The sequence below is a fragment of the Pseudomonas sp. TH07 genome, from assembly GCF_016651285.1.
Classification (GTDB): domain Bacteria; phylum Pseudomonadota; class Gammaproteobacteria; order Pseudomonadales; family Pseudomonadaceae; genus Aquipseudomonas.
In genome coordinates this window covers 4,345,795-4,370,496 of the sequence record NZ_JAEKED010000001.1, presented here as the reverse complement: position 1 = coordinate 4,370,496, position 24,702 = coordinate 4,345,795, and the positions used below count along the sequence as shown (strand labels likewise).

Genomic DNA, 24,702 nt, shown 5'->3' with positions numbered 1-24,702 from the left:
AGCTGCGATCGGCGGGTTTTTTATGCCGGCGTGGTCTCAGACCACGGTCAGTTGATGGTTGGCGAGCAAGGTGGCCAGGTCCGTGTGCACGTTCTGCAAGGTGGCCAGGGTGGCGCTGCTGTAGGTGCTGGCGCTGCCATCGCGGTCGATGCTGATCACGGTATTGGCCCCGCTCTGGGTCACTTGCAGGTAGTTGCCGATATTGCCGGCACCGGCGCCCAGGGTGGCGACGCCGCCCTGGTAGCTGGCGCTGCCATCGCCGCTGTAGCCCACCAGTAAGGCATGCACGTCCAGGCGTTGGGTGCCGGCGGTGCCCTCCCAGGTGCCGACCTTGAAGCCATTGACGATATCGCTGCCATTGCCCCCGGTGTTGTTCGCCGAAGCCCCGGCCAGCACGTTGTACAGCAGGGTGTCGTGGCCGCCGTGGGTCAGGTTGAAGGTGTCGTTGCCACCTCGGCCCTCGAAGGTGTTGTCGCTGCCGCTGTCGGTGAAGGTGTCGTTGCCCGAGCCCCCGGCCAGGCCTTCGATGTTCTTGAAGGTGGCGGTGTTGAAGCCGGTGTTCTGCGCGGCCGCGTTGCTCAGGTCGATGGTCAGCGCAGTGCTGCCGGCCAGCTTGTAGTCGACGATGTCGGTGCCCAGCGTACTGTTCCAGACCGGGGTGCCGGCGATGGTTTCCCAACCGCCCGAGCCGCTGTAGGTGTTGGTGCCGGGCCCGGCAAAGAACGTGTCGTCATAGCCGCTGCCGACAAAGGTGCCGGTGGTGCTGTCGGTGCTGGCGTCGGCGGTCAATACATAGGCGTGGGTCGCCGCGCCAGGGGTCAGGCCGGTCCAGGTACTGTTGACCGTTGTACCCCCACCCAGCCCGGCGACCCCGGTGACGCTGCCCTCGCCGCCGTCGATGCCGACAATCGCCGCCTTGACCAGTACTGCGGTGTAGGTCATGGCCGGGTTCAGGCCATAGAAGTCGACGATGCCGCGGTCATCGGTGGTGCCGTAGCCGTACTGGCCATTGAGGATCCGCGTCTCCACCAGGGTGCCGCTGCTGTCGTAGAGGTTGACGGTCTGCGAGACGTAGGTGTTGTGCCCCGCCGGGTCTTCGATCTTCAGGTGCAGGCTGGTGCCGGCGGCGATCACGTTGGGGTTGACTACCAGTACGTCCTGGCCATTGGCGTTGATCAGCAGGTCCTGGGAGCCGTCGTAGTTGAAATCCGCGGCCACCGCACCGGTGATCGAGGTCGCCGTGGCCACGCTGCTCACGCTCAGCAGGGTGCGGCTGAAGGTCGGCGCGGCGCCAATGCTGGCCGTGGTGTTCTGCCAGTACTCGTAGCTGGTCTGCAGTTTCAGAGTCGTACTGTCGGTCAGGTTGTCCTGGAACTCGAACACATCGAGCTTGCCGTCGCCATTCCAGTCGGTATTGAGGGTGACACCGCCGGCCAGGGTGCTGCTGGACAAGGTAGTGGCCAAGGTGAAGTTGCCCGCGCCGTCGCTGGTGTACACGCTGCTGGCGGTACCGGCGGTACTGGTCTGCCCCAGGAACAGGTCGAGTTTGCCGTCACCGTTGAAATCGGCGACGTCCATGCTCTGGGTGCCGGGCGGGTAACTGGAGGTGTTACCGGCCGATGCGTTCACGTGGTAGAGCACGTTGGTGATGGTTTTCAGAGTGCCCGCCGCCGTGCTCGCGGCCAATGCCGAAACCAGGCCATTGCTGCTGGTCAGCAACACCGTGAGGTTGGTCACCGCACCGCCGAAGCCGCCCCAGAATTGCCCCAGCAGATCGACCCGGCCGTCGCCGTTAAGGTCGAACGCCCCTATGTCCTCGTTGATGTTGCCGTTGCTGGTGCTCCCGCTCAGCGGGTCGCTGGTACTCCCCAGGTCATAGCTGGTGAAGGTGCCGTTCTTGTTGTTGAGCTCGTAGACCCCGGAGTTGTCGGTGTACTTGTCGCCGCTGACGAGGTCGATGTAGCCGTCGTTGTTCAAATCGATACCGACCTGCCCGCCCCAAGAGATCAAGGTGCCATAGCTGTAGTTGAGCAGTGTGTAGCTGGCGCCGTTGCCGTTGTTGATGAAGTCGTTGTTGCCCTGGGAGGTATTGGCTTGCTCGGTCATCACCGACAGGTTGCCGCTGCGGTTGATATCCAGCAGTTGCACGCTGCTGACCTTGCCCAGTTGCCCGGTGCCCGAACCTTCGGTGTACAGCAGGGTGCCCCTGAAATTATTGATGTTGCTGCCATTGCTAGCGAGCTGGGTGTAGATGCTGGTGGCATTGAAGTAGTCGAACAGGCCGTCGTTATTGACGTCGCCCACGGCCATGCCCATGGCACTGATGTTCGAGGTTTCGCCGGTGACCGTGGTGGTGCCGGTGGGCGGCGACAATACCGTCAGTTCATTGGTGCTGTGGTCCTGGACCGCCACCGAGCCGTCACTGTTGAATATCGCCGCGACCACCTCATAGGTGCCGCTGGTCAGGGCATTGGCGTTGGGCACCTGGACGTACCAGGTGTTGTTGGTTGGGTCGACCACCACCGCCCCCGTGGCCGAGCTGTAGGTGACGCCGTTGAGCATCACCTCCAGGTGCATGCCGCTGGCGAGCGCATAGGGGATGGTGCCGCTGATGATCGGCGTGCTGTCGAGGATGCTCTGGGTGTTGACCCCCACCGAGGCACCGGCACTCGAGGACGCCAGGAGCAACTGGTCGTTGCCCAGCAAGGTAGCAAGGTCGGTGACCACGCCGCTGAGGGTCAGCAGGATATTGGAGGCGCCGAAGGTGCCGCTGCCGGTCAGGTCGACCGACACATAACTGTTGCTCCCATCATTGCTGACGCTCAGGTAATTGTTCAGTGCCTGGGAGGCCGCATCGAGCACGAACTTGCCGCTGATGGCGTCCTTGTAGACATAGGCGGTGCCGGTGTAGCCGGACAGCAGGCCACTGAGGTCGATCACATCGGCGGTGGCGCTACTGACCAGATTGCCGACCACAAAACCGCTGGCCAGGTCGCTGCCATTGCCGCCGGTGGCATTGCCGCTGTTGAGCAGGTTGTAGACCAGGGTGGCATGGCCGCCGGTGCTGCCGAGGACGAAGCTGTCGTTGCCGCCACGGCCCTCGAACAGGTTATTGACCAGGGCCGTGGTGCTGGCGGTGAAGGTGTCGTTACCTGAGCCGCCGCGAAGGCCCTCGATGCTGGTGAAGGTTGCGGTGTTGAAGCCGGTGCCCTGGGCAGTCAGGGTATTGAGGTTGACGTTGATTGCGGTACTGCCGGCCAGCATGAAGTCGACCACGTCCTCGCCACCGGTGGCGCTCCATACCGGCGTGCCAAAGCGCCCATTGCTCCAGCCGCCGGAACCGTTGTAGCTATCGGTGCCGGCGGTGGCGAAAAAGGTGTCGTTGTAGCCGGTGCCGACGAAGTTGCCGTTGGCGTTGTTGCTGCCGGTCTCGGCCGACAGCACATAGGCGCTGGTGGCCGCGCCCGCGACCAGCCCGGTCCAGCTGGCGTTGACGCTCTCGATGCTGTTCCCTCCTTCGCTTGCCAGCCCGCCGACATCGGCCGATACGCCGCCCAGGTTGCGCAGCAGTACCAGTGTGTAGGTCTGGCTGGCGCTCAGGCCATAGAAGTTGACGATCGACGAGCTGTCATTGGTGTTGCTGCCCGACTGCGGGTTGATCATTTGCGTACCCACCAGCTTGCCGCTGGAGTCGTACAACTGCACGGTGTTGCCGTAGTAGGCGGTCAGGCCGTTGGCATCGAGGAGGCGTAGATGCAGGCTGGTGCCGTACTGCACCACGTTGGTGTTCTGAATCCAGCGGGCGCTGGTGTTGCCGGTGCTGAAGTAGAGCAGGTCCACCGCGCCATCCCAGTTGTAGTCGGCGGCGACCGCACCGCTGACGTTGCTAATGGCGGTGGCCAGGATGCTGGTGGCAAAGGCGGTACCGCTGCCGTTGTTGGTGTAGAGGTTGATCGACGACGAGGCTGCACCGATGTTCGGCAACTCGATCACGTCCATGGCGCCGTCGTGGTTCCAGTCCACCGCCAGCGAGGCGCCACCGTTGAGGTTGTCGCCAAAGCCCAGGGGGCTGGCGCTCAGGCTGCCGGCCTGGTTGTTGAAGTACAGGCGGCTTTCGTTGGCGGTGGCCGTGGTGCCGTCCGAGCCGATCAGGCCGGAGTTGAGGTACAGGTCCATGTAGCCGTCGCCATTGAAGTCGGCCCAGGTCATGGAAATGGTCTGGGAGTTCTCCACCGGGCTGGCAAACACACCGGCCAGGGTCGCAGTGACGCTGAGGCTGCCGGTGCCGCTGTTGCTCAGCACCACCAGGGTGTTGTTGCTGGCGTAGGCCGGGTTGTTCTGGTGGAACACCAGGTCGACCGTGCCGTTGTTGTTGATATCGACCCCCGACAGTTGCGAATACGGCTGGCCGGTAGTCGAAGAGGCGCCGCCAGTGGCTGGGGTCTGCACAAAGTTGCTGTCCTTGATCAGCACCCCGGCGTTGTTGACCAGCAGTTGCGAGTCGATGCCGCCGGACGCATTGGCATCCCCCGGAAGGGAGGAATCGCCATAGGCCAGGTCGATGTACCCGTCGCCGGTCTTGTCATAGGCCACCACCGTACCGTGCCCGTCATAGACGCCGCCGCTGGCGCCACTGATCTGGAACGCGGTGTAGCTGCTGCCGTTGTAGGTCCAGGACTGCTGACCGTCGGTGTAATTGAAGTCGACGCCCAGCACATCCATGAAGCCGTCGCGGTTGTAGTCAACAAAGGTCACGTTGTTGACCGAGGTGGCGGTGGTACCGCTGGCCAGGGAGGTGGCGCTGTAGCTGGTCAGCCCCGTGGAGTTGTACACCGACAGGTTGCTGTAGAACTCCCACAGGCCATTGGTACCCAGGGTATAGGCGGTGCCCTTATTTTCAGTGTCACCCGCGGTATTAGCACCGCCCCAACCGGTGTTGGCCAGGGGCGCATGATCATTGGCGCTGACCACATCGACCTCGGTAGTGGCGCTCAAGCGCGAACGGTTGCCGGCCGCGTCCACCTGCATCAGGGCCAGGTGATAAGAGCCGGTCGCCAGGCCGCTGGCACTCAGGCTCCAGCTGCCATCGGCGGCCACCGTGGCGCTGCCGATCAGGCTGTCGATGCCTTCGGAGTAGACCCCGTCGTTGTTCACGTCGTTGACCAGCAGCACCGTGTCGCCCGCACTGCCGGTGTGGCTTTGCGCGCTGGTAAAGGTCATGGATGTGTTGGTGGTCACATGGTCACCCGGCACCCCGCTGTCATAGGCACTGCCCAATGCGGGTGCCAGCAGGCTCTGCACCGGCGCGACGGTATCCACCGTGACCAGTTGCGAGGCGGTGACGCTGCCGATGTTGCCGGCCAGGTTGAAACTGCGCAGTTGATAGGTGACGGAACTGGCGTGGCTGATGGGGTCGAGGTAGCTCCAGGTATGGGTGCCGGTGTTGACCGTGGTGCTGTTCCAGGTGCTGCCGCCGTCGCTGCTGATCTGCAACACGTCGCTGGCCAGCAGCGTGCCGCTGTAGGTACCGGATACGGTAAGCGAGGTGTCGCGGGTCACCAGGTCACTGTTGGTGCCGCTGTTGGTGGTGCTGGCGGTGCCTGCGGCCAGCGCCGAGTTGGTGTCAGTACTGACACTGGACACGGCCAGGGCGGTGACGGCCGGGCCGGTGGTGGAAATCAGCACCGCCTGGGTTCCGGCGCTGCTGGCGTTGCCCGCGCTGTCGACCACCCGCGCCTCAAAGGTGTAGCTGCCGGCCGCCAGGGTATTGCCGGTGTTGTCCAACTGGTAGGTCGTGCCGCTGACCAGGGTTGCGTTCTGCCAGGTGCTGCCGCCGTTGAGCGAGATCTGCAGCGCCTCGCCACTGCCCAGGGTGCCGCTGAGCGTGGCGTTGACCAGCAAGGTCTGGTCATTGGTGATGAAGTCGCTGGCACTGGTGCCGGCATCCTGGCTGATGGCGCTGATGGTCGCGGTGGCGGTTGGCGCGACACTGTCGATCACCAGGCTTTGGGTCGCCAGGTTGCCGATATTGCCCGCAGCGTCGATCACCCGAGCCTGCACGCTGTAAGTGCCGTCGGCCATGCTGTTGGCACTGTTGTTGAAGGTCCAGTTGGTGCCAGTGGTACTGGCGGCCTGCCAGGTGCTGCCGCCGTCGAGGCTGATCTGCACGCTTTCATTGGCCCCCAGGACCGCGCCCAGGCTGCCGCTGAACACCAGGCTGTGGCTGGCGGTGACAAAGTCGCTGCTGCTGGTGCCGCTGTCCGGGCTGACCGAGGTAATGAGAATGCTCTGGGCCGGCGCGCTGGTGTCGATGACCAGGGTCTGGTTGGCGGTCAGGCCAATGTTGCCGGCGGTATCGAACACCCGCACCTTGATGTTGTAGTTGCCATCGGGCAACGCGCTGCCGGTGTAGTCGTAGCTCCAGGTGATGCCGGAAACACTGGCCACCAGGTAGGTGCTGCCGCCATCGATACTGAACTGCACGCCCTCGCCCGCCGCCAGGGGCGCGCTGAGGGTGCCCTGGAACACCAGGGTGTTGTCGCGGGTGATGAAGTCGCTGGCACTGGCGCCGGTGTCGTTGGTGATCGACACGATGCTGGTGCTGGCAGTGGGCGCCACCGTGTCGACGATGATCGTCTGGCTGGCGCTGTTGCCCAGGTTGCCGGCGCTGTCTATGACCTGGGCAATCACGCTGTAGCTGCCGCTGGCCAGGCTGCTGGCGCTGTTGTCGTAACTCCAGGTGTTGCCGCTGACCAGTGCAGTGCGCCAGGTGCTGCCGCCATCCAGGCTGATGCGCACGCTTTCGCCACTGCCCAGGGCCGCGCCCAGGGTACCGCTGAACACCAGGGTGGTGTCGCTGGTGTTGAAGTCGCTGCTGCTGGTGCCGGTGTCCTGGTTGATGCTGACGATGGCGATGGTTTCGGTTGGCGCAGTGGTGTCCACCACCAGCACCTGATTGGCAGTGGCGCCCTGGTTGCCGGCGCCGTCCACCACCCGTGCCTTGAGGTTGTAGACCCCATCGGCCAGCACGCTGGCGCTGTTGTCGTAACTCCAGGTGCTGCCGCTGACCGTGGTGTTGAGCCAGGTGCTGCCGCCGTCCAGGCTGACCTGGGCAATATCGCCGCTGGCCAGGGTGCTGCCCAGGGTGCCGCTGAGCACCAGGGTGTTGTCGCTGGTAATGAAGTCGCCGCTGGTGCCGGTGTCGCTGCTGACTGCGACGATGCTGATGGTTTCACTGGCCGTCGGCGCAGTGGTGTCCACCACCAGGGCGAAGCTGCCCGAGGTGGTGCCCTTGTTGCCGGCGCTGTCGGTAATCGCGGCGGTGTAGCTGTAGGCGCCTTCGGCCAGGGTGCCGAGCTGATAGGACCAGGTGCTGCCGCTGACGCTGGCGTTGCCGAGCAAGGTGGCGCCCTGGTAGATCTGCACCAGGTCGCCGGCCTGCAGCCCGCTGACCACACCGTTGAGCTGCGGCGTGGTGTCGTTGGTGCTGCTGCCGCTGCCGAAGTTGCCGATTTGTTGCAGCACGTTATCGGTGTAATTGCTGATGGCAACACTGTTGCCGCTGGTGGGCGCGCTGGTGTCGATCACCACCACCTGGGCGTTGCTCAGGCCGGGATTACCCGCCGTGTCCAGCACTCGGGCCTGGAAGCTGTAGCTGCCATCGACCAGGACACTGGCGCTGTTGTCGTACTGGTAGGTGCTGCCACTGACCAGGCTCGCGGTGTGCCAGGTGCTGCCGTTGTCCAGAGAGATCTGCAGCGACTCGCCACTGCCCAGGCTGCCATTGAGGGTGGCGTTGACCAGCAGGGTATTGTCGTTGGTGATGAAGTCGCTGGCGCTGGAGCCGCTGTCGTTGCTGATCGCGGTCACCGTGGCCGTGGCACTGGGCGCACTGGTGTCGATTTGCAGCCCGTGGCTGACCGGCACGCTGCTATTGCCGGCGCTGTCGATGATGCGCGCCTGCACCGTGTAGCTGCCGTCGGCCAGGACGCTGGCGCTGTTGTCGTAACTCCAGGTGCTGCCGCTGACCGTGGCGCCGACCCAGGTGCTGCCGCCATCCAGGCTCAGTTGCACGCCCTCGCCGCTGGCCAGGGCACTGCCCAGGGTGCCGCCAAAGTTCAGGCGGTTGGCCGAGGTAATGAAGTCGCTGCCGCTGACGCCGGTATCAGGGCTGAGGCTATTCAGGGTGATGCTCTCGACCGGGGCCGTGCTGTCGATAACCACCGCCTGGCTGCTGGAGGTTCCGGGATTACCGGCAGCGTCCACCACCCGCGCCTGGAAGCTGTAGCTGCCATCGGCCAGGCTGACGCCGCTGTTGTCGTAGCGATAGGTGTTGCCGCTGAGCAGGCTCGCGGTGTGCCAGGTGCTGCCGTTGTCGGTGGAGATCTGCAACTGATCGCCGCTGCCCAGGGTCCCGGAGAGGTTGGCGTTGATCAGCAACGTGTGGTCGCTGGTGAGGTAGTCGCTGGAGCTGGAGCCCGTGTCGCTGGTGATTGCACTGATGCTGGCGGTGGCGCTGGGGGCCGTGGTGTCGATCACTACATTCTGGCTGCTGATCGCACCGATGTTGCCAGCCGCGTCGACGACGCGGGTCTGGAAGCTGTAGCTGCCATCCGTCAGGCTGGTGCCCGTGGCATCGTACTCATAGGTACTGCCGCTGAGCAGGCCACTGTTGTGCCAGGTCGCGCCGCCATCGATGGAAATCTGCAGCGATTCTCCAACCCCCAGGGTGCCGCTCAATGTGGCATCGACTAGCAGGGTGCTGTCGTTGGTGATGAAGTCCGTGGCGCTGCTGCCGCTGTCGTGGCTGATGGCACTGATGCTGCTGGTGGCGCTGGGCGCGCTGCTGTCGATCAGCAGGTTCTGACTGGCCTCCTGGCCGATATTGCCGGCGGTGTCCACCACCCGGGCGAGCAAGGTGTAGCTGCCATCGGCCATGGCATTGCCGCTGTTGTCATAACTCCAGCCTGTGCCGCTGACACTGGTACTGACCCAGGTCCCCCCGCCGTCGAGGCTCAATTGCACGCCCTCGCCCGCAGCCAATGCCGTGCCCAGGGTGCCACTGAAGACCAGGGTGTGATCGCTGGTAATGAAGTCGCTGGCGCTGCTGCCGGTGTCGCTGCTGACGGAGGTGATGGCGAGGGTTTCGCTGGCCGCCGGGGCCGTGGTGTCGATACGCAGGGTGTCGCTGGTGGTCTGCTCGACGTTGCCAAAATCGTCGATGATCCGGGCTTGCATGGCATAGCTGCCATCGGCCAGGGTCTGGGCCGTGTTGTCGTAGCTCCAACTGGTGCCGAGGCTGGTGCCGGTGTGCCAACTGGTTCCGCCGTCCAGGCTGACCTCTACATGCTGGTTGGCCGCCAGGGGCGAACCCAGGTCGCCGGAAATGATCAGCGTCGGGTCGTTGGTCACGAAGTCCTGATTGCTCAAGCCACTGTCATTGCTGATGGTAAGGATTTCGATCAGGTTGCCGCTGGCCGCGCTGCTGTCGATGACCACGGTCTGGGCCGCCAGGCTGCCGACGTTGCCGGCGGCGTCGATGACCCGGACAAATACGGTGTAGGTGTCGTCAGGCAACACATTGGCGGTGTTGTCGTAGGTCCAGCCCGCGCCATTGACCTCGGTAGCGTGCCAGGTGCTGCCGCCGTCGAGGCTGATCTGCACGCTCTCACCGGTGGGCAGGTTGGTGCTGAGGGTGCCGAAGAACATCAGCGTGCTGTCGTTGGTCTGGAAGTCGTTGCCGCTGATCCCGCTGTCCTGGGAGATCGAATCGATACTGACCAGCGCGGTCGGCGCGGTGGTGTCGACCACCAGGTTGTGGTTGGCAACCTGGCCGACGTTTCCGGCGGCATCCACCACCCGGGCCTGCAGGGTGTAGCTGCCATCGGCCAGGGTGCTGGCACTGTTGTCGTAGCTCCAGCTGCTGCCGCTGACGCTGGCGTTGAACCAGGTGCTGCCGCCATCCAGGCTCAGTTGCACGCCCTCGCCGCTGGCCAGGGGGGTGCCCAGGCTGCCGCTGATCAGCAAGGTGTTGTCGCTGGTGACAAAGTCGCTGCCACTGCTGCCGGTGTCGCCGCTGATGGCGGTAATTGCCAGGGTTTCACTGGCGCTTGGCGCCGTGGTGTCCAGGGTCAGACTGAAGTTGCCAGAAGCCGTACCGAGGTTGCCGGCGCTGTCGACGATCACCGCGTGATAGGTCGTGCTGCCTTCGGTCAGGCCGCTCAGTTGGTAGGTCCAGGTGCCAGCGCTGATGCTGGCGGTGCCGAGCAGGGTGCTGCCTTGGTAGACCTGCACGCTGTCGCCGCTGTTCAAGCCGCTGACCGTACCGTTGAGCAACGGCGTGCTGTCGTTGGTAAAGGTGCCGTCGCCGAAGCTGCCGACCTGGGGCGCAACATTGTCGGTGTAACTGACAATGGCCAGGCTGTTGCCGCTGGTGGGCGGCGTGGTATCGACCACCAGGGTCTGGCTGGCCAGGCTGCCGACATTGCCGGCCAGGTCTATCACCCGCGCCTGCAAGGCGTGGTTGCCATCGGCCAGGACATTGCCGGTGTTGTCGTAGCTCCACTGGGTGCCGCTGCTGCTGGCCGCCAGCCAGGTGCTGCCGCCGTCGAGGCTGATCTGTACCGACTCGCCGCTGCCCAGCGCCGAGCCCAGAGTGCCGCCGAGCACCAGGGTCGGGTCATTGGTGATGAAGTCACTGGCGCTGAGGCCCGTGTCCTGACTGACGGTGTCGATGCTGATACTGGCCGTCGGCACGCTGGTGTCGATCAGCACATCCTGGCTGCTGACCGGGCCTTTGTTGCCGGCGGCATCCAGGACCCAGGCCTGGGCATGGTAGGTGCCGTCGGCCAGGGCCGTGCCGGTCAGGTCCAGGCTCCAGGTGGTGCCGACCACAGTGGCGGTGGCCGGGTTGAGCCCGCCATTGAGCGCCAGTTGCACGGTCTCGCCAACGCCCAGCGGGGCACTCAGGGTGCCGCTGATCAGCAGCGTGTTGTCGTCGGTGATGAAGTCGCTGGCACTGGCCCCGGTGTCGCTGCTGATGCTGCCGATCACCAGCCCCTGGGTCGGCGCGCTGGTGTCCACCGTCAGGCTGAAGCTCGACGATTGGGTGCCGAGGTTGCCCGCCGCATCGCTGATGGCCGCGTGCAAGCTGTAGCTGCCCTGGGCCAGGGTCGGCAGGCCATAGGTCCAGACGCCACCGGTGACCGTGGCATTGCCCAGCAGCGTGGCGCCTTGATAGATCTGCACGCTGTCGCCGCTGTTCAGTCCGCTGACCGTGCCGTTGAGCAGCGGCGTGGTGTCGTTGGTGCTGCTGCCATCGCCGAAGTTGCCGACCTGGGGCGCTACGTCGTCGGTGTAACTGCTGATGCTGACGCTGTTGCCAGTCAATGGCGCGCCCGTGTCGATCACCACGGTCTGGCTGGCCAGCGGGCTGGTGTTGCCGGCGAGGTCGGTGACCCGTGCGGCAAACTGATAGGTACCGTCAGACAGGACCTGGCTGCTGTTGTCCAGGGCATAAGTGCTGCCGCTCACCAGGCTCGCCGTCTGCCAGGTGCTGCCGCCGTCCAGGCTGATCTGCACCTGTTCGTTGCTGGCCAGGGTACCGTTGAGGTGGGCGTTGATCACCAGGGTGTTGTCGGCGGTGATGAAATCGCTGGCACTGCTCCCGGTGTCGCCGCTGATGGCCGTGATGCTGGCCGTGGCGGTCGGCGCCAGGCTGTCGATCTGCACCAACTGGCTGGCGCTCTGGCCGATATTGCCGGCGCTGTCGATCACCTGCACCTGAATGCTGTAGCTGCCATCGGCCAGGTTCTGCGCGGTGTTGTCATAGCTCCAGTTGGTGCCACTGACGGTGGCGCTGCTCCAACTGACGCCACCGTCCAGGCTGATCCGTACCCCCTCTCCCGCCGTCAGTGGCGCCCCCAGGCTGCCGTTGAACAGCAGCAGGTGGTCATTGGTGATGAAGTCATTGCCGTTGTCGCCGCTGTCGCGAGTAATCGCCAGGATCGAAATGCTTTCACTGGCCGCTGGCGGCGTGGTGTCGACCACCAGGGTCTGGCTGGTGATTTGGCCGATATTGCCGGCCGTGTCGATCACCTGAACCTGCACTGCGTAAGTGCCATCGGCCAGGGTGTTGGCGCTGTTGTCATAACTCCAGGTGCTGCCGCTGGTGTTGGCGGTGACCCAGGTCACGCCGTTATCGAGGCTGATCTGCACCGATTCGTTGCTGGCCAGCGGCGCGCCGAGGCTGCCGTTGAACACCAGGGTTGGATCACTGGTATTGAAGTCTGTGGCACTGGCGCCGGTGTCGCTGTTGATCGCGGTGATGAGCACGGTTTCGCTGGCGCTGGGCGCGCTGCTGTCGATCACCAGGGCCTGGCTGGCGCTCTGACCGATATTGCCCGCCAGGTCGATCACCCGTACCTGCACCGTGTAATTGCCATCGGGCAACGATTGCCCGGTGCCGTCGTAACTCCAGCTGGTGCCGGAGACCTGGGCGTCATGCCAGGTGGCGCCGCCATCGGTACTCAGTTGCACGCCCTCGCCGTTGGGCAGTGTCAGGCCCAGGCTGCCGCGATACAGCAGGGTGTGATCGCTGGTGATGAAGTCGCTGGCGCTGGCGCCGGTATCGCGCGCGATCGAATCGATGCTCAGGGTCTCTCCCGCCAGCGGCGCGGTGCTGTCGATGACCACGCTCTGGCTGGCGCTCTGCCCGAGGTTGCCGGCGCTGTCGATCACCTGCACCTGCACACTGTAGGTGCCATCGGCCAGGGCATTGGCACTGTTGTCAAAACTCCACTGGGTGCCGCTGACACTGGCGCTCTGCCACGTGGCGCCACCGTCCAGGCTGATGCGCACGCCCTCGCCCACCGCCAGCGCCGTGCCCAGGTTGCCGTTGAACACCAGGCTATTGTCGCTGGTGATGAAGTCGCTATTGCTGATGCCGCTGTCGGTGGTGATCGAGGCCAGGGTGATGGTTTCACTGGCCAGCGGCGCGCGGGTATCGACCACCAGGCTCTGGCTGGCGGTCTGGCCGATATTGCCGGCGGTATCGATCACTTGGACCTGCACGCTGTACGTGCCATCGGCCAGGTTGTTCGCCGTATTGTCGTAGCTCCAGGAGTTGCCGCTGACCGTTGCGTCATGCCAGGTGCTGCCGCCGTCCAGGCTCAGGCGCACGCCCTCGCCCGCCGCCAGGCTGCTGCCGAGGTTGCCGTTGAACAACAGGGTGCTGTCGTTGGTGATGAAGTCGCTGCTACTGCTGCCGCTGTCGCTGCTGATCGAGGCGATGGTGATGGTCTCACCGGCCGCCGGTGGCGTGCTGTCGATCAGCACATTCTGGCTGGCGCGCTGGCCGATATTGCCGGCGCTATCGATGACCTGCACCTGCACGTTGTAGGTGCCGTCGGCCAGGGTATTGGCGCTGTTATCAAAACTCCAGGCGGTGCCACTGACGGCCGCCGCGTGCCAGGTGACGCCGCCGTCCAGGCTGATGCGCACCGACTCATCCGGACTCAGGGCCGCGCCCAGGCCACCGTTGAACACCAGGCTGCTGTCGCTGGTGATGAAGTCGGAGGCACTGGCACCGGTGTCCGTGACGATCGAGATAATGGTGACCGTCTCGCTGGACGCCGGTGGCGTGGTGTCGATCACCAGCGCCTGGCTCGCGCTTTGACCGATATTGCCTGCCGTATCAACCACCTGAACCTGCACGGTGTAAGTGCCATCGGCCAGGGTGCTGGCGCTGTTGTCGTAGCTCCAGTTCGTGCCGCTGACCGTCGCGACTTGCCAGGAGGTTCCGCCATCCAGGCTGATGCGCACGCCTTCATCCACCGCCAGGGCCGTGCCCAGGGTGCCGCTGAATATCAAGGTGTTGTCGCCGGTGATGAAGTCGCTGCTACTGCTCCCGGTATCGCTGGTAATCGATGCGATGGCGATGGTTTCACTGGCCGCCGGGGCGCTGCTGTCGATCACCAGGGGCTGGCTGGCGGTCTGGCCGATATTGCCGGCGCTGTCGATCACCCGCAGCTCAATGGTATAGGTGCCGTCAGGCAGCGGCTGGCCGATACCGTCATAGCTCCAACTGGCGCCGGAGAGCGTCGCGTCGTTCCAGGTGACGCCACCATCGACGCTCAGTTGCACACCCTCGCCACTGGGCAGCGCCGTGGCGAGATTGCCGAAGTAAAACAGACCGTGGTCGCTGGTAATGAAATCGCTGGCGCTGATCCCGGTGTCGAGGAAAATCCCGGCGATACTCACCGTCTCGCTGGCCGCTGGCGCCTGGGTATCGACCACCACCGTCTGGCTGGCGCTTTGGCCAAGGTTGCCGGCACTGTCGACCACCTGCACCAGCAGGTGGTAGGTGCCATCGGGAACCGCAATGGCGCTGTTGTCATAACTCCACTGGGTGCCACTGACAGCGGCCGCGTGCCAGGTCACGCCGTTATCCAGGCTGAGGTAAACCCCCTCGCCCGCCGCCAGGGCCGTACCGAGGCTGCCACTGAGCACCAGGGTGTTATCACCGGTGATGAAGTCGCTGCTGCTGGCGCCGGTGTCGGTGGTGATGGCATCGATGCTGATGGTTTCACTGGCGACCGGAGGCGTGCTGTCGATCTGCACATTTTGGCTCGCACTCTGGCCAATATTGCCGGCGGTATCGATCACCTGCACCTGCACCGCATAAATGCCATCGGCCAGGGTGTTGCTGGTGTTGTCGTAGCTCCAGGCGGTGCCGCTGACCGCCGCGTCATGCCAGGTAGCGCCGCCGTCCAGGCTGATACGCACGCCCTCGCCCGCTGCCAGGGCAGTGCCCAGGGTGCCGTTGAGCACCAAGGTGTTGTCGCTGGTAATGAAGTCGCTGCTGCTGGCGCCGCTGTCGGTGGTGATGGCGTCGAGGCTGATGGTTTCACTGGCGCTGGGGGTCGAGGTGTCGATCACCACGGCCTGGGTGCCGGCCGGGCTGGGGTTGCCTGCCGCGTTGATGACCCGGGCTTCGAACAGGTAGCTGCCGTCGGCCAGGGCGCTGGCGGTATTGTCGAAGGCAAAGGTACTGCCGCTGACCAGCGCCGCGTCGTGCCAGGTGGCGCCGCCGTCCAGCGAGATCTGCACCTTGTCGCCCAGGCCGGGGTTGAGTGTTCCGGTCAGGGTCGCGCTGACCACCAGGCTGGAGTCGCTGGTCAGGTAATCGCTGGTGCTGCTGCCGGTGTCCGAAGTCACGGCACTGATGGCGGCGGTCGCCGTCGGCAGCAAGGTGTCGACATAGGGTGCGCTGGTGGACGCGCTGCTATTGCCGGCGGCATCGGTGGCGATGGCGCTCAGGCTGCCGCTGATCTGCGGTGTGCCCGAGGTGGTGGTGTAATGCCCGGTCCCGTCGACCAGCGCGGTGCTGGTGCTGCCGTCGGGGTAAGTGATGGTCACCGAACTGCCCGCCTCCGCCGTGCCGGAAACGCTCAAGGTGCCGTCAGGATTGGCGCTGACACTCTGGCTCGGCGCCAGGGGTGGCGCAGTGTCGATGTAGCCGGAGGTGGTGGAGGCGCTGGTATTGCCTGCGGCATCGGTGGCACTGACCGCCACACTGCCGCTGGTTTGCGGCGTGCCCGAGGTGGTGCTGTAGTGGCCCGTGGCATCGACCAGAGCCGTGCCCGAGGTGCCATCAGGGTAAGTGACGCTGACCGTACTGCCGGGTTCCGCCGTACCGCTGACTGTCAGCGTGCCGTCCGGGTTGCTGGAGATACTTTCGCCCGGTGCTAGTGGCGCGGTGGTATCGATATAGCTACTGGCGTTCGCGGCACTGGTATTACCCGCGGCATCGGTCGCGGTGACGCTTACCGTGCCGCTGGTCTGCACGGTACTGGAGCTGGTGCTGTAGTGCCCCGAGGCATCGACCAGCGCCGTGCCCGAGGTGCCATCGGGGTAAGTAACGTTTATCGTGCTGCCCGGTTCGCCACTGCCGGCCACCGTCAGCGTGCCATCAGGATGGGTGGTGAGGGTCTGGCTGGGCGCTTGCGGCGCCGTGGTATCGGTATAGGCGCTGGTGGTCGGCGGGCTGGTATTGCCCGCCACATCGGTGGCGCTGACCGACACATTGCCGCTGCTTTGCGCCGTGGTCGAGGTGGCGCTGTAGTGCCCGGTGGCATCGACCAGCGCTGTACCCGAAGTGCCATCAGGGTAGGTGACGCTGACCGTGCTGCCAGCTTCCGCCGTACCGCTGACTGTCAGCGTGCCGTCCGGGTTGCTGGAGACGCCCTCGCTCGGTGCCTGTGGCGCAGTGGTGTCGGTATAGGTACTGACCGCTGCCGCGCTGGTATTACCGGCGGCATCGGTTGCGGTGACGCTCACCGCGCCACTGGTCTGCACGGTACTGGAGCCGGTGCTGTAATGCCCGCTGGCATCGACAACCACGGTGCTTGAACTGCCATCGGCATAGGTCACCATCACCGTACTGCCCGGCTCGGCGCTGCCGGAAACCGTCAGCGTGCCGTCAGGCTGGGCGGTGATGGTCTGGCTAGGCATTTGTGGAGCGTTGGTATCGGTATAGACGCCGGTGCTCGGCGCACTGGCATTGCCCGCCGCATCTGTCGCGATAACGCTCACGCCACCGCTGCTCTGTACCGTGCTAGAGCTGGTGCTGTAATGCCCGGACGTATCGGCGACCACGCTGCTTGAGCTGCCATCGGCGTAGGTCACCGTCACCCTGCTGCCCGGCTCCGCAGTGCCGGTGATCGCCAGCGTGCCGTCGGGATTGGCCGTGATGGTTTGAGTTGGAGATTGCGGGGCCGTGGTGTCGGTATAGACGCTGGTGGTCGCGGCGCTGGTATTGCCCGCCACATCCGTTGCTGTGGCGCTGACGCTGCCGCTGCTCTGCGCCGTGCTGGAACCGGTGCTGTAGTGCCCCGAGGCATCGGCAACCACGGTGCTTGTACTGCCGTCGGCATAGGTGATCGTCACCGTGCTGCCCGGTTCCGCCGTGCCGCTTACCGTCAGTGTGCCGTCGGGGTTGGCCGTGACGGTTTCAGCCGGAGATTGCGGGGCGCTGGTATCGGTATAGACGCTGGTGCTTGGCCCACTGGCATTGCCGGCCGCATCCGTCGCGGTAACGCTCACGCTACCGCTGCCCTGTACCGTGCTGGAGCCGGTGCTGTAGTGCCCGGACGTATCGGCAACCACGGTGCTTGAGCTGCCATCGGCGTAGGTCACCGTCACCGTGCTGCCCGGCTCCGCAGTGCCGGTCACCGCCAGCGTGCCGTCGGGGTTGGCAGCGATGGTTTGAGTCGGAACTTGCGGTGCGTTGGTATCGGTATAGGTGCTGACGTCCGTTGCGCTGGTATTGCCCGCCACATCGGTGGCACTGACCGACACATTGCCGCTGCTTTGCGGGGTGCTCGAGGTGGTGCTGTAGTGCCCCGAGGCATCGACCAGTGCCGTGCCCGAGGTGCCATCGGGGTAGGTGACGTTTATCGTGCTGTCAGGTTCCCCGGTACCACTGACCGTCAGCGTGCCGTCCGGGTTGCTGGAAACGCTTTCAATCGGTGCTTGTGGCGCGGTGGTATCGGCATAGGTGCTGGCATCCGCTGCGCTGGTATTACCTGCGGCATCGGTCGCGGTGACACTCACCGTGCCGCTGGTCTGCACGGTACTGGAGCCGGTGCTGTAGTGCCCGGTGGCGTCGGCGACCACGGTGCTGGAACTGCCATCGGCATAGGTCACCGTCACCGTACTGCCCGGCTCGGCGCTGCCGGAAACCGTCAGCGTGCCATCAGGATGGGTGGTGAGGGTCTGGCTGGGCGCTTGCGGCGCCGTGGTGTCGACATAGGTGCTGGTAGTCGCCGTGCTGCTATTGCCCGCCGCATCAGTCGCGGTGACGCTCACGCTGCCACTGCCTTGGACCGTGCTGGAACTGGTGCTGTAGTGCCCCGCCGCATCGGCGACCACGCTGCTTGAGCTGCCATCGGCGTAGGTCACCGTCACCGCGCTGCCCGGTTCTGCCGTGCCCGTGACCGTCAGCGTGCCATCGGGGTTGGCCGTGAAGGTTTGAGTCGGAGATTGCGGGGCGCTGGTGTCGGTATAGGTGCCGGTGGTCGCGGTGCTGGTATTACCTGCCGCATCGGTACTGGTGGTGGTGACGCTGCCATCGCCTTGTACCGTGCTGGAGCTGGCGCTGTAATGCCCCGAGGCATCGGCAACCACGGTGCTTGAGCTGCCATCGGGGTAGGTCACCACCACTGTGCTGCCCGGTTCCGCATGGCCGGTTACCGTCAGTGTGCCATTAGGGTTGGCCGTCACGGTTTCAGTCGCAGGTTGCGGAGCGACCGTGTCAGTGAAGACGCTGGTGGTCGCGGTGCTGGTGTTGCCCGACACATCGGTCGCGGTGACGCTCACGTTGCCGCTGCTTTGGACCGTGCTGGAACTGGTGCTGTAGTGCCCCGTGGCATCGGCGACCACGGTGCTTGAGCTGCCGTCGGCGTAGGTCACTTTCACCGTACTGCCAGGTTCTGCCGTGCCCGTGACCGTCAACGTGCCATCGGGGTTGGCGCTGACGGTTTGAGTGGGTGGTTGCGGCGCCGAGGTATCGACATAACCGGTGGTGGCCGAAGTGCTGCTCTGGCCACTGCTGTCCGTGCTCTGCGCACTGACCGGGCCCGACGGCTGATTGGGCCCGGAGGTAACGCTGAAGTGGCCATCGCTGCCCACCAGCACGCTACTGGAACTGCCATCCGGGTAGGTCACCCGTACTGTGCTGCCGGCGGGCGCCGTACCAGCCACGGTCAACCCGCCGTCGGCATTGCCTTCCACACTGAACACAGGCGCCGCAAGGGGCTCCGGGCCCTGCGCTGCCGGGTGTTTGTTGCTGCTGGCATTACGCCCCGCGAGTGCGGCGGCCCCGGCCCCGGCCAATGCCAGCCCACCGACGATCCAGGCCAGGGTCGACAGATCGAAATGGGCGTAGACCAGCAACGGATCAATCGAGTCGATGGGCACAAACCGCGCGCTCACCAGGCCATCGTCGACCGACTCCATCTGCAACAACTGTTTGCCGTCCTGCAGCACCAGTTGGTTTTGCTGAGGCCCCTGGGCTGGGAAAAACCCGTGAACCTTGATCACCGCTCCGGATGCCAGGGTCAAGTTCAGGCTGTCGCCTTCACGCACCACCTGGTGCAGCTCACTGCGTTTGCCTGTCAGGCGGATAACCGACGGCCCGTGCAACGACACTTCCTGCCCGACCACCGACAGCTGTTTTTGAGTGGCTTTATCGATAATGGAAATTGACATGTCCACTGGATCCACCTCGTTGCAATAAGGGCTTAACAGCACTTGAAGTTGAGGTAAACGTAGCAACGGCGGCTGCACTATCACGGCGTACATGACAATTGTTCACAAACAGGAAAACATCATGAAAGTTCGACAACTCCAACAACACCCGTCTTTTTATACGAATCGACCATAAACTAAAGTTATCGAACAATAACCCATTCAAATAGATATAACCCAGCAGAACAACCCTCTTAAAAACACCAACAACAAAAAATAAATCAATAAAATTCAAATAGTTAATAAAATCAATCCGACCGGCATAACTCCACCGGATCAATTGTCAACAATTGACACACAACCCCATGCACGCTCAAACGAGGTGCTAGCCTCGGTCCGGCACATAAACCCACCGATCACTTACGAACCACGCTGAACATGCCGCTTCTCCAGGATACAAATACCGTAAACATCCGGACAACCTATTGAAAGTTATCTATTCCGCGCCGTAAAAAATCGATCACTTTCCTTATTAACCGGTACCCGAAGTGCATGTTTAGTTATTGACCAGGACATCGGAGCATATGCCCAGACTGCACTATTGGCCCCTCGGCTTATTACTCGCTAGTGTCTGCGATACGCCTGCCCAGGCAATACAAGCCAACCTGCCATGGTTATCGCAGGGTCCCTCGAGGCCGGTCCAGACACCAGGCGCGCAGGCGCTAGCGACCGAGCTGGGACAAGACGCCCCTGCCCTCCAACCCTTGACCTTCAACACGCTGCCAGCGGCGACCCTGGGCCTGTTCGAAGCTATCGCCATCGCCGTCAGCCGTCACCCTTCGATCATTTCCGCGGTCAGTGCCATCGAGCAGCAGCAAGGCCAGGTCGATGTGGCCAGGGCCGGTTACTACCCCAAGGTCAATGCCGGGATGAACTCCGGGCGCGTCAACACCTATGGCTATGGCCAGGTGGCGACGGTGTCGCTGTCGCAGATGCTGCATGACTTCGGCAAGGTCGAGGGCTCGGTGACCCAGGCCCAGGGCCAGGTGTTCAAACAACAGGCGCTGCTGCTCAAGCAGGTCGACAGCATCGCCGGGCAGACCGCCGAGGCCATCCTTGAAGTGCATCGGCAACAGAGCCTGCTGCAGATCGCCCGGGACCAGGTGGTCGCGGTCGAGGATGTGCTGCAGCGGGTCAAGCTGCGGGCCGACTCCGGGCTGACGCCGCAGTCGGACTTCATCCAGGCCACCACGCGCCTGCAAAGCGCCCAGGCCAACAGCCAGCAAGTGGGCACCTCGCTCAATCAATGGCGGGCGCGCCTGAAAACCCTGGTTGGCGCCGCGCTGCCGGCCAGGGTCGCCGATTTGCCGCCGGACCTGGAGCGCCTGGCCCAACTCGACACCCCACCCGACTACGGCCTGCTGCCCGATGTACTGGCCGCCGAGGCGGATCGGCGCTCGGCCTACGGGCAACTGCAAAACGCCAAGGCCCAGCGCTATCCAACCCTGGCCCTGGAGGCCACGGCGAACCAGGCCCTCAGCGGCACCAACCCGAACAACGGGATCCGCCACGGCAGCTACAACACCCTGACCCTGACCGGCTCCATGGCGTTGTACGAAGGGGGGGCGATCTCGGCTCAGGTCCGAGGCGCCAACGCCGCCATCGAGCATGCCGAATCCACCATCAACGAAAGCCGCCTGACGGCCGAAGACGCCCTCCTGCGCGCCCATGAACTGGCAATCGGGGCCCGGGCCAGGCTCGGCATCCTCGCGCAACGCATGGCCAGCATGAGTGAAACCCGTGCGCTGTACCGCGAGCAGTACAGCGTCGGCACGCGCTCGGTGCTCGACCTGCTCAACGCCGAGCAGGAGGTCTACCAGGCCGCCGCCGACCAGGAAACCGCGCGCCATGATTTCTGGCTGGGCCTGATCACCTACATCGGCGCGGCTGGCCGCAGTCGCCAGGCCTATGGCCTGGACACCCCACCTACCGCACAGGGCGAAAACCACCCATGAACAACGCCGCAGCCTACCAACCCTGGCTCGAAGCCATGCTCAACATCGCCCGGTTCTACCGCATGGACGTCTCCGAAGAAACCGTGCGCGTCTCCCTCGCCTGGGAGCATGGCAACGACCCGGATGCGGTGCTGCGGCGCATGGCCGGGCAAATGGGGCTGATCTTGCGGTTCGAGGCGTTCTCCGAGGCGGCGCTCGACCCCTGGCGCCTGCCACTGGCGGTGGAACTCGACGACGGGCAGGTGGCGATCATCGACAAGGCCGACACCGCGGGCAACATCAGCGTGCTGAAAAGCGGCGAACAGGGTCTGTTCATCAACCTGCGGCTCGGCCAGTTGCGCGAGCGCGCCGTGCGGGTGGCGATCCTGCGCCCGAAATCGTCGGTTGACGACGCCCGGGTCGACGACTACATCAAGCCCTACCGCCCCGACTGGTTCTGGCGCATCGCCCTGCGTGACTGGAAGCGTTACGGCGACGTGCTGCTGGCGGCAACTGTGGCCAACATCCTGGCCCTGGCCGGGGTGATTTTTTCCATGCAGGTCTACGACCGCGTCATACCCGCCCAATCGGAACCGACCTTGTGGGTCCTGTTTATCGGGGTGCTGCTGGCGATCGGCTTCGAGTTCCTGTTGCGCATGGCCCGTTCGAAGGTCGCCGACATGATCGGCAAGCGCGCCGACCTGAAAATCACCGACCAGGTCTTCGGCCATGCCCTGCGCCTGCGCAATGATGTCCGCTCCAAGTCCACCGGGACCTTCATCGCGCAGATTCGCGAGCTGGAACAAGTGCGCGAACTGATCACCTCGACCACCCTCGGCGCCATCACCGACCTGCCCTTTGTCCTGTTGTTTTTGGTGATCCTCTACCTCACCGGCGGGCCCTTGGTGTACGTGGCCCTGGCCGCTCTGCCGCTGCTGATCCTGCCCGGGCTGCTGGTGCAGAAACCCCTGGCCCGGCTCTCGGCCGAGGGCATGCGCGAGGCGGCGCTGCGCAACGCCTTGCTGGTGGAAGCGGTGCAAGGCATCGAAGACATCAAGCTGCTGCGCGCCGAACCGCGTTTTCAGAATCAGTGGAACCAGATGCACGCCGTCGCAGCGGATATCGCCATCAAGCAACGGCACCTGACCAACCTGCTGCTGACCTGGACCCAGGAGCTGCAAAGCCTGGTCTACGTCACGGTGCTGCTGGCGGGCTGCTACCTGGTGATGCGCGGCGAAATGACCACCGGCGCCCTGGTCGGTTCTTCGATCCTGGCCTCGCGGATGATGGCGCCCCTGGCGCAGATTTCCGGGATCTTTGCCCGCTGGCAACAGGCCCGCGTCGCCCGCCAGGGCCTGGACGAACTGATGAAACGTCCGGTGGACCAGCCCGAACGCTCGCGGCGGGTGCACCGTCCCTTGCTGCGTGGGCGCTTCACCCTCAAGGACGTGCAGTTTCGCTACAGCGAAAAGGACAAGCAGCCGGCACTGGATATCCAGCACCTGAATATTCACGCCGGCGAGCGCGTGGCGATTCTCGGGCGCAATGGCGCCGGCAAATCGAGCCTGCTGCAATTGCTCGCCGGCCTGCACCTGCCGCAACAGGGGAACGTGGTCCTGGACGGCCTGGAACTGACCCAGATCGACCCGGCAGACGTACGCCGCGATATTGGCCTGCTGACCCAGAACTCGCGGCTGTTCTTTGGCTCGATCCGCGACAACCTGACCCTCGGCCGGCCCATGGCCAGCGACGCCGAAATCCTCCAGGCCCTGACCCTGAGCGGCGCCCTGGCACTGGTGCAACCCCAGGAAGGCGGCCTGGACTACCTGATCCTCGAAGGGGGCATCGGCCTTTCCGGTGGCCAGAAACAAGCCCTGCTCCTGGCCCGGACGCTGCTGCGCGAACCCAATACGCTGCTGCTCGACGAACCCACCGCGACCCTCGATGAAGTCAGCGAGCGCCAGGTACTGGAACAACTGACGCCCTGGCTCGACGGCCGCACGCTGGTGGTGGCCACCCATCGCCTGGCGGTGCTGCAGTGGGTCGATCGGGTGCTGGTGATCGATGCCGGGCGCATCGTCATGGACGGCACCAAGGAACAGGTGCTGGCCCACTTCGGCAATCAATGACTGTCTTAACTTTCCCTGTGTGAGCGAACCTCTGCCATGCCTCATTCAATGCCGATCGGACCGCATCAGGTCGATCCCCCCAAACCCTTCCCACACGTCACCGACACCCTGCCGGCGGACGGCTTCAACCGCTCCGAACAGGAGCTGCCGGGGGCTTCGCGGTTGATCGCCTGCCTGGCGCTGGCGGTCCTGGCTTTCGGCCTGTGGGCCTGGTACTTCGAGATCGACGAGGTGTCCAGCGGCACCGGCAAAGTGATCGCCTCTTCCAAGGAGCAACTGATCCAGTCCCTGGAAGGCGGTGTGCTCGCCAGCTTGAGCGTGCAAGAGGGGCAGATCGTCAGCAAGGGCCAGGTACTGGCGCGCCTGGACCCGATCCGGGTCGAGTCGGCCGTGGAGGAAAGTGCCTCCCGCGGTCGCGCCGCCCAGGCCACCGCCGCGCGCCTGATGGCCGAGGTCAACGGCACGCCCTTGCAGTTCCCGCCGGAGGTCGTGGCCGACCCCAGCCTGGTCGCCGCCGAAACCGCGCTCTATCACTCGCGCCGCGAAAGCCTGGACAAATCCCTGGAGGGGCTCGACGAGGCCATGCACCTGATTCGCAGCGAACTGCAACTGACCGCGCCCCTGGTCGCCCAGGGAGCCGCCAGCGCTGTGGAGGTGCTGCGCCTGAAACGCCAACTCAACGAACTGCAAAACCACTACACCGACACCCAGAGCCAGTATCTGGTCAAGGCCCGCGAGGAACTGGCCAAGGCCAACGCCGAGATCGACGCCCAGGAATCAGTGACCCGCGGGCGCACCGACTCGCTGACCCGCCTGACCTTCACTTCGCCAGTGCGCGGGGTGATCAAAGACATCGAGATCAATACCATCGGCGGGGTCATCCCGCCCAATGGCCAGTTGATGCGGATCGTGCCCCTGGATGAACGCCTGCAAGTTGAAGTTCGCATTTCGCCCCGAGACATCGCGTATATCCATCCAGGGCAAGTGGCCAGCGTCAAAGTCTCGGCTTATGACTATTCGATTTATGGCGGGCTATCGGGAAAGGTCATATTTATCTCACCTGATACTTTGCAGGACGATGTACACCGCGATGTCTATTACTACCGGGTACACATATTGACCGACAGCGACTCCTTATTGGACAAGGCTGGCAGACCCTTACCCATAGTGCCCGGGATGATTGCCACGGTGGACATTCGTACCGGCAGGAAAAGCGTGCTCTCTTACTTGATCAAACCTTTCAACAAGGCCAAGGAGGCATTAAGGGAGCGCTAGGAATTTCAAACTTTTTGACATTTAACAGCAAGTAATTCTGAGCAATTGTCAATTTG

At 64.2% G+C, this 24,702-nt stretch carries 4 protein-coding genes; 3 read left to right on the top strand and 1 reads right to left on the bottom strand.

What is annotated here, in order from left to right; all coding sequences use genetic code 11:
* Positions 1-36: 36 nt before the first annotated feature.
* A complete protein-coding gene (locus JFU57_RS20355) occupies positions 37-19,269 on the bottom strand; it encodes an Ig-like domain-containing protein (protein WP_201130578.1) in 19,233 nt (6,410 codons plus the stop codon).
* Between the two features lie 743 nt (positions 19,270-20,012).
* On the opposite strand from JFU57_RS20355, the gene JFU57_RS20350 reads away from it, so the two are divergent.
* Genes JFU57_RS20350 through JFU57_RS20340 form a run of 3 tightly spaced genes read left to right on the top strand, consistent with a single transcriptional unit; the run spans position 20,013 to position 24,646 of the window.
* The gene (locus tag JFU57_RS20350) at positions 20,013-21,263 is read left to right on the top strand and encodes a TolC family outer membrane protein (protein ID WP_201130577.1); all 1,251 of its coding nucleotides are present in this window, start codon (positions 20,013-20,015) and stop codon (positions 21,261-21,263) included.
* Positions 21,260-23,371 carry a type I secretion system permease/ATPase gene (locus tag JFU57_RS20345; RefSeq protein ID WP_201130576.1) on the top strand — a complete coding sequence of 704 codons (2,112 nt, stop codon included), beginning with the start codon at positions 21,260-21,262 and terminating at the stop codon, positions 23,369-23,371. Before JFU57_RS20350 ends, JFU57_RS20345 begins: the two co-directional genes overlap by 4 nt.
* 48 nt (positions 23,372-23,419) lie before the next feature.
* The gene (locus JFU57_RS20340) at positions 23,420-24,646 is read left to right on the top strand and encodes an HlyD family efflux transporter periplasmic adaptor subunit (protein WP_242487546.1); all 1,227 of its coding nucleotides are present in this window, start codon (positions 23,420-23,422) and stop codon (positions 24,644-24,646) included.
* Positions 24,647-24,702: the final 56 nt, after the last annotated feature.